This is a genomic window from Bradyrhizobium sp. USDA 223, from assembly GCF_044909005.1.
Lineage (GTDB): Bacteria > Pseudomonadota > Alphaproteobacteria > Rhizobiales > Xanthobacteraceae > Bradyrhizobium > Bradyrhizobium yuanmingense.
The window spans coordinates 2256299-2268258 of the sequence record NZ_JBIYDR010000001.1; the positions used below are offsets into that span (position 1 = coordinate 2256299).

Below are 11960 nucleotides of genomic sequence, written 5' to 3' on the forward strand. Positions count from 1 at the left end.
GCGCGGAGCATTTCGGCTGTCAAGGCGCTTGCCGCCGTGAGCACGGACTTGTTGTTGTGCGTGGCAGCAAACCGGCCGATGGCGTACCCACCACCGGCGGCTCATTTAGGGGGCGCGGCGAAGCGACGTCAGCAATCGATGAGGATGAGCGCGCAATGATGCGATCTCGTCACGCACCTCAGATCGTGAACGTCTTCGCGATCGCCGCGGCCGTCTCCTTCTGGGCAAAATAGTTGGTGTGGTGCACGTGGGGGTTCGTGCCGAAATCATGGACGATCGTCACCTGGCGCCCGTCCGCGACTTCGGACATCGACGAAGTATCGACGACCAGGTCGTTTTCGGACTCGAAGATGATGTCGGCGCCGAGGTCGCCGAGACGCTGCATCGGCTTGGAGAATATCCTGAGGAAATTCCAACCGATCTCCGTCGGCTCGAAATTCGATTTGATCGCGAAGTACTGGATGGGCTGGGCGCCAAACTCGCCGCTCCCGGTATTCATGCGCAGGCGTCGAATCTCCTCATTGTTGCCGGTGCGTGATTGCGCATCGAGCCCGGGAACGAGAGCCAAGGCGGCATCGAATATCGGTGTCTTGGCGGCGAGATTGGTGACGGTGCTGAACACCCGCAGCAATCCGCTCGCCGCAAGGAAGAAGGGGTTGGCGGCGGCGAGATCCGCGCCCGCCCGCAAGACGTCTGCGATGTTCGTCAAGAGATCGAGCGTGCTGCGGAGACGTGGGGCAGCCGCCAGGCTGGTGCCGCCCAGGGGCGAGCCGACGAAGATCACCCGGCGCTTCAGTGCGGGCTCGCAAAATCCTTCGCACAGCCACCGGGCCACCAGTCCGCCGCGGCTGTGGCAGACGATGTCGAGCTCCTTCGGCGCAGGTCGCAACAATGCAGCCAGATCGAAAGCATTCATCACCGGGCTCACGCTGAGGGTGGGGTGGTCGTAGGCGATCACCAGGTCGTATTTCGCCTCCGCTCCCGTCAGCAGCTGCTGCCCCTCGGGAACTTTCGCCAGTCCGTTCTTGATGAGAGCCGCAGATCCGCTGAACGTCCCGTGGATCAACAGCAATACGCGCTTTCCCGCAACATCGGCGAGGTCGGCCAGTGTCAGCGGCTGGAGTTGGCCCTGTACCAACCGCCTGAGGCCCGTCGACGGTTTGACCGCATAAGACGCATCAGGAGTCAGCGTCCTGTCGAGCTTGAGGAGCGCATCATAGACCTGCGACGTGTCGAGAGTCTCAAAGGCGTACTGCTTTACGATCTGTCCCGTCGGGAGCGCGGCGCGCGATCCGGCGCGACTGGACATCATCGGAATGGCGGCGCCGAGGCGCCATCTCAGGATCCCGCCGTCGCGCACGAGTGAAATGATCTGCTGATCCGGCAGCCGTTCCGTGGATCCGTCGGCGGGCGCTGGCGCCGATAGGTCGGCCGGTAGGATTGCGGCCGCATGCCGTCCGTGAGCCGATCGAGCGGCCGGACGCCTTCAATTTCCGGCATCGACGCGAGCCAATCGTCGAAAGAAAGGAGCGTAGTCATGCGGGCTCCGTGTTTTGTCGCGGGGCGCTAGCCGAGCCGGTCCAGCAGGGGAAGTGGGGTGACGCTTTCGCCGCGGGCGGATTGAATGTCGATCATTGCGTCGAAGCTGTGCGGATGCAGATTGCTCGCGCCCCGTTCCAGGGCCTGGAAGAAGCCCTTCCGCGCGGTCACGAAGGTACTCTCGAACGGTACGAGCTCGCCTTTCTGCACGTAGCTCAGGAGCTCGGCGAGATTGTCGGTACCGGTGAACATCCAGCTCTCAGTCTGGCCTTTGGTATTGGCCGACTGCCCCGTCGTGAAGCCGTCCTGACTACGGCCGATCTGCCCGGGCATCTGCTGTTCGCTCTGGTCGAATCGAAAGCTTTTCATGCGCCACCAGGCCTTGTTGCTTCTCCAGTAGGCCGGAAACGCGTGTCCCGTAATCAGGAACACCGACGAATAGATGCCCACGAACTCCAGGCACGATGCGAACAGAAGCGCAAGATCGATGCAGGTGGCTGCATTGCCCTTGAATATCTCCGTCGGCGTTCGAAGCCGCTGCGACTGGCTGGTGTAGGACGGCGGCGGATTGATGTAGCTGACGGGCAGATCGTGCTGAAGGGCCGCCCAGATCGCCTGAACCTGAGGATCGACCACGTTGGGAGAATTGGAATCGTCCTCAACCACTTGCTGGTAGCCGTCGAAGCCTGCAGAGCAATCATCGAGCAATGTTTGCAGATAACGCTGGGCACAGGCGACGACCTTCAACACCGTCGGGTCTCGGGGCAGAACGAAGCTGGGCAGCCAGCGATGATCCTCGCCGTCGTCCCGCCACTCGTCTGCCGGAAGCACGGTCACGCGCTCGCTGGACTCGCGCAAGATCCGGTCGCCGCATTGGACCTTGATATAGAGGTTGCTCCTCAAGCTCTCGCTGGTCTGCCGCAGCATGCCCGCGACGAGAGGGAGCCGGATCTTGTCGAGAAGATTGAGTGTGGCGTCTTCCTCCGGCAGTTCCTCTGAGAAGCGGCAGCGGCATGATTCCGTACCGACTTCCAGCACCACTTCGACTTGAAGCAGATCGAGCGGACCTGCCTTGGTTTTGTGGACCGTGAAGATACTGAACGGCGAGCGGTCGTTGTGAAGCAGCGAGTAGTTCAAACTCGCGCTCGAGGTCTTACGCATCCGACCGGGAACGGATTTGTCCTGGACCAAAGTGATGTCCAGCCTGAGGTCCTTGTAGGTTGCCCTGTGCTTCGCGGCTCTTCTCGACTGCGCGGAGCGGGCCGCGATCGTTCCAGCCTGAGAGCTGTCGAGGAGCGAAACTTGGCTCCAGAGTGCTACTCCCGAGCGCTGCTCGTTGTCGCCGCCGGGCTGGGACATCCACTGTTGCCGGGCACGAAGGAAAGCGTCCTTGACGTTCCAATCCTGCGTCAAGGTCCGATAAAAGACGCTGAAGAACAGCATGGCGTCGGCATCGGTGATGGTGTCGACGAAACCGATTGCGTGCCTGGCGCCTTGCGCGGTGGCAAGAGGAGCAAGGCTCTGCGCGCTGTAGCAACTGCTGATTGCCACCAGCAGGGGTTTCTGCGCGCCGGCTGTGACGATCGAGGCCAGGTCGACCGAACCGACGGCGTCGTAGGCTTGAGTGCTTCCTTGGGAGCTTCCCTGCGGGCTTGCGCGGAGGACAAAGCCGTCCTCTTCGTTGGTCGCCTGGTCGATGAGCTTTTGCTCGACCAGAGACATCGGGTCTACGCCCACGAGATGCACGATCGAAGGGGAAAGCGCTTCGATCCTCGCGCGAAGGCCTTGACGGTCTGGATCCCGGATGATTTCGGTCCGGACCTCTTTCAGCGCGCTGCTGACCATCTCGATCTCTCGCGCGAATTCGTAGAGCGCGCGCAGTTTTCCGGGTCCGCTGTCGACCGCGAGCGCCGTCAAGGGTGCCAGCTGGTGATGATATGGCGATCCAACTACCAGATGGCGGACGACCGCAAATTCGCTTGGCTCGCTGCGATAGGGGGCGGTGGCCAACCACAGCGCGCTCTCCCAGGGGAACAGTCTTGCCGACCGCCCGACCTCCTCCGCAATGTAAGGGATTCCGACTTCAACAAGTTTGGCGGCCGCCATATCCTTGATCCGCGAAAGGATCTGGTCTTCGTCGAAATTGCGAGCGTGATCCTTTATCAGCTGCTGAAGCTCCCGGCTGAGATCGTCGCGTGTCGAACGGACGATCCGTCTCCGGTTGGCGATCACGTAGCGCCAGCGCTGGACAGAGGGGTAGAATGCCCGATCGTCAATCGGAATGACGATCTCGTCCATGCCCTTGCTGCCTCCATAGCGGATTCGCACCACGTACTCCCCGGACTGCTCTTCGACCGCGGGCACGGGCGGTAAATCCTGGCCGGTGTCGTTGGCCGTCGCGTCCGTCGTGCGGCGCCGCCGCGCTCGCGCCTTGGCGGCGGGCCTCTTGGCTTTCCGGCGGCCGGCCTTCGCTCGTGGGGACGCTACAGTCTTCGCGGACATGACCGGTCTCCGGGCTTCGCGAGCACGGATGCAGCATGCCAGAAAACTCGCGTAGATTGAAAGGAAATCATGCCGGCCATCCGGACGGCACGCAAAATGAAAACGGCGTCACCCGTGGGGTGACGCCGTTTCGCAGGACGATAAATCCGGACTTACTTGCGATCGCCGATCGGAACGTAATCGCGCTTTGCGACGCCGGTGTAGAGCTGGCGGGGGCGGCCGATCTTCTGCTGGGGATCCTCGATCATCTCGCTCCACTGGCTGATCCAGCCGACGGTGCGGGCGACCGCGAACAGCACGGTGAACATCGAGACCGGGAAGCCCATCGCCTTCAGCGTGATGCCCGAATAGAAATCGACGTTCGGGTAGAGCTTGCGGTCGATGAAGTACTGGTCGCTGAGCGCGATCTTCTCGAGCTCCATCGCCACCTTCAGCATCGGATCGTCGCCATGGCCGGTCTCCTTGAGCACGGCATGACACATCTTCTGCATGATCTTGGCGCGCGGATCGTAGTTCTTGTAGACCCGGTGGCCGAAGCCCATCAGGCGGACTTCGGAGTTCTTGTCCTTCACCTTGGCGATGAACTCGGGGATCTTGTCGACCGTGCCGATCTGATAAAGCATGTTCAGCGCGGCCTCGTTGGCACCGCCATGGGCCGGGCCCCAGAGGCAGGCGATGCCGGCCGCGATGCAGGCGAACGGGTTGGCGCCCGAGGAGCCGGCGATGCGCACCGTCGAGGTCGAGGCGTTCTGCTCGTGATCGGCGTGCAGGATGAAGATCTTCTCCAGCGCGTCGGCGAGCACCGGGCTAACCTTGTAGTCCTCGCAGGGCACCGCGAAGCACATGTTCAGGAAGTTCTCGGCAAAGCCGAGCGAGTTCTTCGGATAAATGAAGGGCTGGCCGACGGTGTACTTGTAGGCCATCGCAGCCAGCGTCGGGATCTTCGCGATCATGCGCATGGAGGCGATCATGCGCTGCTTCGGATCGTTGATGTCGGTGGAGTCGTGATAAAAGGCGGCGAGCGCGCCGACGGCCGCAACCATGATCGCCATCGGATGGGCGTCGCGGCGGAAGCCCTGGAAGAAGCGGGCCATCTGCTCGTGCACCATCGTGTGATGGGTCACGCGGTAGTCGAAATCCTTCTTCTGCGCGGCGGTCGGCAGGTTGCCGTAGAGCAGGAGGTAGCAGGTCTCCAGGAAGTCGCCGTGCTCGGCGAGCTGCTCGATCGGGTAGCCGCGGTATTCCAGCACGCCCGCGTCGCCGTCGATATAGGTGATCTTGGACTGGCAGCTCGCGGTCGAGGTAAAGCCCGGATCGTAGGTGAACAGGCCGGACTGGCCGTAGAGCTTGCCGATATCGATGACGTCAGGCCCGACGCTGCCGCTGAGTATCGGAAGATCGAAATTCTTGTTTCCGACCGTCAGCGTCGCGGTCTTTGGGCTTTCTTTTGCGTCCATCAGAGGTCCCCGATGTGTGGTGAGACGGGCCGGAGCCGGAGACCCCCAGGGCGACCATAGGGGCAGGCCGGATGTTCCAGAATGTGGGGGAGATGGGTATATTATTGCTATGTGCGCTGCAAGATCGCCGCACGCATGGTCGACTTACGTTGTAGCCTGATCCCTAAGCCGGCCGAGGCTTTCCTGGCGCCCCAGCACGTCCAAAACCTCAAATATACCAGGGGACGTCGTCCGTCCGGTGAGCGCCGCCCGAAGCGGCTGGGCGACAGCGCCGAGCTTGAGACTATTTTCCTCGGCGAAGGCGCGCAGCGCGGCCTCGGTGCTGGCGCCGCTCCACGTCTCGACTTTCTCCAGCGCGGAATGTAGCTGGCCGATCAGCTTGCGGTTCTCGGGCGTCAGCAGCGCCTGCGCCTTTGGATCCGGTGCCAGCGGCCGGTCGGCGAAGATGAAATGGGCGCCGTCGATCAGCTCGATCAAGGTCTTGGCGCGCTCCTTGAGGGCCGGCATGGCCTTGAGCAACTGCGCGCGCGTGGTGTCGTTTAACTTGGCCTTGATCTCGTCGCGGCTCGGCACGATGTGGTCGAGCACGTCCTCGAGCATCTTCACGAGCGATTGATCGTCCGCGTGGCGGATGTAGTGGCCGTTGAGGTTTTCCAGCTTGGCGAAATCGAAGCGGGCGGCGGCGCGGCCGACGCTGCCGAGATCGAACGCGTCGATCATCTCCTCGGTCGAGAAGATCTCCTGGTCGCCGTGGCTCCAGCCGAGCCGGACGAGATAGTTGCGCAGCGCAGCCGGCAGGTACCCCATCGCGCGATAGGCATCGACGCCGAGCGCGCCATGCCGCTTGGACAATTTCGAGCCGTCCGGGCCGTGGATCAGCGGGATATGGGACATGCTGGGCAGCGCCCAGCCCATCGCATCGTAGATCTGCTTCTGGCGCGCGGCGTTGATCAGGTGGTCGTCGCCGCGGATCACATGGGTGACGCCCATGTCGTGGTCGTCGACCACCACGGCGAGCATGTAAGTCGGGTTGCCGTCGCCGCGCAGCAGGACGAGATCGTCGAGGTTCTCGTTCTGCCAGACCACGCGGCCCTGCACCTGGTCCTCGATCACGGTCTCCCCGGTCTGCGGCGCGCGCAGGCGGATGGTGGGCTTGACGTCGCTCGGAGCCGTCGCCGGGTCGCGGTCGCGCCACATGCCGTCATAGAGGCGGGTGCGCCCCTCGCTGCGCGCCTTCTCGCGCATGGCGGCAAGCTCCTCGGCGGTGGCGTAGCAGCGATAGGCCTTGCCGTCGGCCAGCAGCTGCTCGGCGACCTCGCGGTGCCGGGCGGCGCGGCCGAACTGGTAGATGACCTCGCCGTCCCAGCCGAGCTCGAGCCACTTCAACCCGTCGAGGATGGCGCCGATCGCCGCCTCCGTGGAGCGTTCCCGGTCGGTGTCCTCGATCCGCAGCAGCATCTTGCCGCCGTGCTTCTTGGCATAGAGCCAGTTGAACAGCGCCGTGCGGGCGCCCCCGATATGGAGGAAGCCGGTCGGCGAGGGAGCGAAGCGCGTGACGACGGAATCGGACATTCTTGGCAGGGCCTATGCATTGGAGGCGGTGGTGTATAGCAGGAACGGGACATAACTAAAGGGCGACTGCGGACCCGGCAGGCCTTGCTTATGCTCTTGGCGCGGCCACGCGAATTTGGCAGAAGGACCGCTGATTTCCCTACAGGATTTTCGTAATGACAGAACCGGTGGCAGCTGAGGTTGGGCGCGATTTCATTCGTGACATCATCCAGGCCGACCTCGATCAGGGCAAATATAAGGAGATCGTGACCCGGTTCCCGCCGGAGCCGAACGGCTACTTGCATATCGGCCACGCCAAGTCGATCGCACTCAACTTCGGCGTCGCCCAGGAGTTTCCGGGCCGCTGCCACCTGCGCTTCGACGACACCAACCCGGTCAAGGAAGAGCAGGAATATATCGATTCAATCCAGGCCGACGTGCGCTGGCTCGGCTTCGACTGGGGCAAGAACTTGTTCTTCGCCTCGGACTATTTCGACCGCCTGTACGAATGGGCGGAGCAGCTGATCCGCGACGGCCTCGCTTATGTCGACGACCAGACCCAGGAGGAGATCCGCCTCTCGCGCGGCACGTTGACCGAGCCCGGCAAGAATTCGCCGTTCCGCGAACGCTCCGTGGAGGAGAACCTCGACCTGTTCCGCCGCATGAAGGCGGGCGAATTCCCCAACGGCGCGCGCGTGCTGCGGGCCAAGATCGACATGGCCGCGGGCAACATCAATCTGCGCGACCCCGTGCTGTACCGCATCCTGCATGCGCACCATCCGCGCACCGGCAACGCATGGTGCATCTATCCGAGCTACGACTATGCCCACGGCCAGTCGGATGCCATCGAAGGCATCACGCATTCGATCTGCACGCTGGAGTTCGAGGACCACCGGCCGCTCTACGACTGGTTCATCGAGAAGCTGCCGGTGCCCTCACAGCCGCATCAGTACGAATTCGCGCGGCTGAACCTGACCTACACGCTATTGTCCAAGCGCGTGCTGACGCAGCTCGTCCGCGACGGCCATGTCGCGGGCTGGGACGATCCGCGCATGCCGACCATGGCGGGCATGCGCCGGCGCGGCGTGCCGCCGGCCGCGCTGCGCGAGTTCGTCAAGCGCATCGGCGTCGCCAAGGCCAACAGCGTCGTCGATGTCGGCATGCTGGAGTTCTGCATCCGCGAGGAGCTGAACCGCACGGCGCAGCGGCGCATGGCGGTCTTGAAGCCGCTCAAGGTGGTGATCGAGAATTATCCGGAAGGGCAGACCGAGGAGCTCGAGGCGATCAATCATCCCGACGATCCCTCGGCAGGCACGCGGAAGATCACGTTCGGCCGCGAGCTCTATATCGAGCAGGACGACTTCATGGAGAACCCGCCGAAGAAGTTCTTCCGCCTGTCGCCTGGCAACGAGGTGCGGCTGCGCTATGCCTATTTCGTCAAGTGCACCGGCGTGATTAAGAACGACAAGGGTGAGGTGGTGGAGCTGCGCTGCACCTATGATCCTGCGACCAAGGGCGGCAATGCGCCGGACGGCCGCAAGGTCAAGGCGACCATGCACTGGCTGCCGGCAGCGGCCTCCAAGCCGGCGGAGATCCGCATCTACAACCAGCTGTTCGCTAATCCGAGCCCGGATGCCTCAAACTTCGCGGCCGATCTCAACCCGAACTCGCTGGAGATCCTCGCCGATGCGCGGGTCGAGGCATCCGTTGCGGAGAGCAATTCGACCGAGCCGATGCAGTTCGAGCGTCAGGGCTATTTCGTGCGCGACAAGGACTCGACGCCCGGCAAGCCGGTGTTCTCGCGCACCATCGGCCTGCGCGACACGTTCGCGAAGGAAGTCGCCAAGGGTTGAGAAGGGCTGAGCAGGACATGAGCAGCGAAGCCGACGCCATCGTTTCCGCCATCATCGCGAAATGGTGCGCCGGCTTCGCGACGCTCGATGCAGCCGCGCTGTCGTCGCTCTATGCGAGGAACGCGTTCTTCTTCGGTTCGAACCCGAAGCTCTATCGCGGCCGAGATGGCGTCGCCGACTATTTCAACGGCCTGCCGCGCTGGGGGAGGCCGAGCGCGACCTTCTCCGACGTGCACGCCGCGCAGGCCGGCCCTGATCTGATCAACATGGCCGCGACCATCACGTTCGATCTCGCGGGCGAGCGGGATGATCTCGTCGTCAAGATGAGCTGGGTCATCATCCGCGAGGACGGCGACTGGAAGATCGTCAATCACCACGCCTCGTCGCAGGCGCCGCTGATCTGAGCAGGACTCTCTTCACCAGTTTGTCATTCCGGGATGGCCCGAAGGGCCAGGCCCGGAATCCATAACCCCAGTTCGTGGTTATGGATTCCGGGCTCGCGCCAAGTGGCGCGCCCCGGAATGACGGAAGGATACGAACCGGAGTTCTCTCCGAGGGTTGAGGTGACTCCAAAGGGCACCATCATTTCATCGACAAGGGCGTTGTTGCCGATGTCGAAGGACACAAGGTGAGGCTGTCTGCCAAGGCGGACGTCGCCGTGACGATGAAAGAGGAAAAGTAAGCCGGTCCACGCCTGTTCCTGATCTGTACCGCTATTCGCGCAGCCGCACGGTCCGGTAGCCTCTGCAGCCGTCGCGTATCGTAAGGTGCAGGGGAATGGCGGAGCCGGGCCGGCCAGGACGGTCCCAGGGAGTTGCCGGGACGTGGCCGGTCGGCCGCGCCGCCCCGGCCGGCGGCTTGGCGCCAGCGGGCCTCGGCATCTGGCCGGCGATCGTCGACACGCTGCGCCAATGGGCGCGGGCCGAGGCCGGGCCTGGCCGGTTGTTGCCGTGGGTGCCGGTCGCCTTCGGCGGCGGCATCGCGCTTTATTTCGCCGCCGATCATGAGCCGGTGCTGTGGGTGGTTGCCGCCACAGCCATCGCGCTGATGCTCGGCGCGTTGCTGCTGCGGCGAAGTCGGCTGTTTGCGCCTGCTATCATGCTCGCGGCGGTCGCGGCTGGTTTTGCCGTGGCGACCTGGAAGACCGCGCGTATCGCGCACACCGTTTTGGCAAAACCGCTCTATTCGGTGTCGCTGTCGGGCTTCGTGGAAGCGCGCGACATCCGCGAGCGCACCGATCGCTTCGTGCTGCGCGTCAGCGCGATAGAGGCGCAGCGCAGCGACGTCAAGCTCGAGCGCGTCCGCCTCTCGGTGCGCAAGGGCACGGCGCCGGAGGTCGGCAGCTTCGTGCAATTGAAGGCGCGGCTGATGCCGCCGATCTCACCGGTGCGCCCCGGCAGCTACGATTTCTCGCGCGACATGTTCTTCCAGGGCATCGGCGCCTCCGGCTTCGTGATGGGCGCGATCACGGCGTCCTCGCCGCCGGATGGCGGCGGCCTGCGGCTGCGCTATGCCGCCTTCATGCAGGGCCTGCGCGACGCGATCGATGCGCGCATCCGCGCAACGCTCGAAGGCGACAACCGCGCGATTGCGACGGCGCTGCTCACGGGGCGGCGCGATGCGATCACCGCGCCCGTGAACGATGCCATGTTCGTCTCGGGACTCGGCCATGTGCTGTCGATCTCCGGCTATCACATGGCGGTCGTCGCCGGCGTCGTCTTCTTCGCGGTGCGCGCGCTGCTGGCCTTGATCCCGGGGCTGGCGGCCGGCTTTGCCATCAAGAAGTGGTCGGCGGCGGCGGCGCTGGTCGCGGCCGCGTTTTACCTTCTGCTGTCGGGCGCGGAGGTCGCGACGCAAAGATCTTTCTTCATGACGGCGGTGGTGCTGATCGCCGTGATGGTCGACCGCCGCGCCATCACCTTCCGCACGCTGGCGGTGGCGGCGCTGATCGTGCTCGCGGTCGCGCCGGAGGCGTTGGTGCATCCGAGCTTCCAGATGTCGTTTGCGGCAACGCTCGGGCTGGTGGCGCTGGTGCAGATCGGCATGCCGAACCTGCTCGCCTCGCCCGATCATTCCGCGACGGCGCGGATCGCGCTGTGGGGCGGCCGCGAGATCGCGATGCTGTTCCTGGCCTCGCTGATCGCGGGGCTCGCGACCACGCCATACGCCGCCTTCCACTTCCATCGCGTGACGCCATACGGCGTGCTCGCCAATCTCGGCGCCATGCCGGTGGTCTCGGCGCTGGTGATGCCGGCCGGGCTGCTCGGACTGCTCGCTGCGCCCTTCGGGCTCGACGGCGTGTTCTGGTGGTTGATGGGGATCGGCATCGAGTGGATGGTCCTGGTCGCGCGCTGGGTGGCGGCCCTGCCGGGCGCCGTCGGCCGCATTCCCGCCTTCGGCATCGCGCCGCTGATCGCGGCGAGCCTCGGGCTCATCGTGATGGGCCTGTTGCGCACGCCCTTGCGCTGGTCCGGCGCCCTGGTGCTGCTGGCAGCGATCCTCTGGGGGCTGTCGGTACGGCAGCCGGATATCCTGATTGCCGGGGACGGCGCGAGCGTCGCGGTCCGGGGCGGGGATGGGCGCTTGCAGGTGATCCGCGCCGGCAAGGACAGCTTCCTGCTGAAGGAGTGGTTGGCTGCCGATGCCGATCCGCGCGATGCCGGCAACGCCTCGTTGGCGAGCGGGGTGTCGTGTGACGAGTCCGGCTGCGTGGCGCCGCTCGCGGACGGACGGCTGATCGCGTTGGCGACGCGCATCGACGCGCTGGCTGATGATTGCAGCCGCGCCGCGCTGGTGGTGACGGCGCGGCCCGCGCCGTCCGATTGCGCGGCGATGGTGGTCGATCGGGCGCGTCTTGCCAGTCAGGGCGCACTGGCTCTGACGCGAAGCGGAGAGGGTTTTTCGGTGCAGGCGGTGAGAGCGAGAGGGGCAAGCCGTCCCTGGCTGCCTGCCGGCGCCGGCGAGGGGGATTTCGACGGCAGCCTGGTGCCGAAGGCGGCCGTGCCCCGCAGCCGGGACGCAACGCCATCCGAGGCCGACTTGCAGGCCGACGATTGAC

General features: G+C 64.5%; 7 protein-coding genes and 1 pseudogene. 4 read left to right on the plus strand and 4 right to left on the minus strand.

Going from position 1 to position 11960, the window contains the following annotated elements:
* Positions 1 to 178: 178 nt before the first annotated feature.
* From ABIA40_RS10315 to gltX, 4 genes are all read right to left on the minus strand, one after another.
* Positions 179 to 1360, minus strand: a complete 1182-nt coding sequence (locus ABIA40_RS10315; protein WP_271537707.1) for a triacylglycerol lipase — start codon at positions 1358 to 1360, stop codon at positions 179 to 181.
* A gap of 206 nt (positions 1361 to 1566) precedes the next feature.
* A complete protein-coding gene (locus tag ABIA40_RS10320; RefSeq protein ID WP_271537708.1) occupies positions 1567 to 4041 on the minus strand; it encodes a CHAT domain-containing protein in 2475 nt (824 codons plus the stop codon).
* Positions 4042 to 4193: 152 nt separating this feature from the next.
* A complete protein-coding gene (gene gltA, locus ABIA40_RS10325; protein ID WP_271537710.1) occupies positions 4194 to 5498 on the minus strand; it encodes a citrate synthase in 1305 nt (434 codons plus the stop codon).
* A gap of 144 nt (positions 5499 to 5642) precedes the next feature.
* On the minus strand, positions 5643 to 7070 hold the full coding sequence (gene gltX / locus ABIA40_RS10330; RefSeq protein WP_271537712.1) for a glutamate--tRNA ligase: 1428 nt from the start codon (positions 7068 to 7070) through the stop codon (positions 5643 to 5645).
* 155 nt (positions 7071 to 7225) lie between these two features.
* Here gltX and ABIA40_RS10335 point away from each other — a divergent pair, with 155 nt between their 5' ends.
* The 4 genes and pseudogenes from ABIA40_RS10335 (at position 7226) to ABIA40_RS10350 (ending at position 11959) form a co-directional block, all read left to right on the plus strand.
* Positions 7226 to 8902, plus strand: a complete 1677-nt coding sequence (locus tag ABIA40_RS10335; protein WP_271537714.1) for a glutamine--tRNA ligase/YqeY domain fusion protein — start codon at positions 7226 to 7228, stop codon at positions 8900 to 8902.
* A gap of 17 nt (positions 8903 to 8919) precedes the next feature.
* A complete protein-coding gene (locus ABIA40_RS10340) occupies positions 8920 to 9306 on the plus strand; it encodes a nuclear transport factor 2 family protein (protein WP_157283616.1) in 387 nt (128 codons plus the stop codon).
* A 158-nt stretch (positions 9307 to 9464) separates the two neighbouring features.
* A pseudogene (locus ABIA40_RS10345) lies at positions 9465 to 9584 on the plus strand (DUF2171 domain-containing protein); the annotation flags it as partial.
* 95 nt (positions 9585 to 9679) lie between these two features.
* Positions 9680 to 11959: a ComEC/Rec2 family competence protein gene (locus tag ABIA40_RS10350; RefSeq protein WP_404540912.1), complete on the plus strand. Its 2280-nt coding sequence runs from the start codon at positions 9680 to 9682 to the stop codon at positions 11957 to 11959.
* The last annotated feature ends 1 nt before the right edge of the window (position 11960 follow it).

What these genes read in the sequence shown, in the direction of transcription:
- ABIA40_RS10320 (WP_271537708.1), bottom strand. Translation starts at nt 4,041, where the DNA reads ATGTCCGCGAAGACTGTAGCGTCCCCACGAGCGAAGGCCGGCCGCCGG.
- gltA (WP_271537710.1), bottom strand. Translation starts at nt 5,498, where the DNA reads ATGGACGCAAAAGAAAGCCCAAAGACCGCGACGCTGACGGTCGGAAAC.
- gltX (WP_271537712.1), bottom strand. Translation starts at nt 7,070, where the DNA reads ATGTCCGATTCCGTCGTCACGCGCTTCGCTCCCTCGCCGACCGGCTTC.
- ABIA40_RS10335 (WP_271537714.1), top strand. Translation starts at nt 7,226, where the DNA reads ATGACAGAACCGGTGGCAGCTGAGGTTGGGCGCGATTTCATTCGTGAC.
- ABIA40_RS10340 (WP_157283616.1), top strand. Translation starts at nt 8,920, where the DNA reads ATGAGCAGCGAAGCCGACGCCATCGTTTCCGCCATCATCGCGAAATGG.
- ABIA40_RS10350 (WP_404540912.1), top strand. Translation starts at nt 9,680, where the DNA reads ATGGCGGAGCCGGGCCGGCCAGGACGGTCCCAGGGAGTTGCCGGGACG.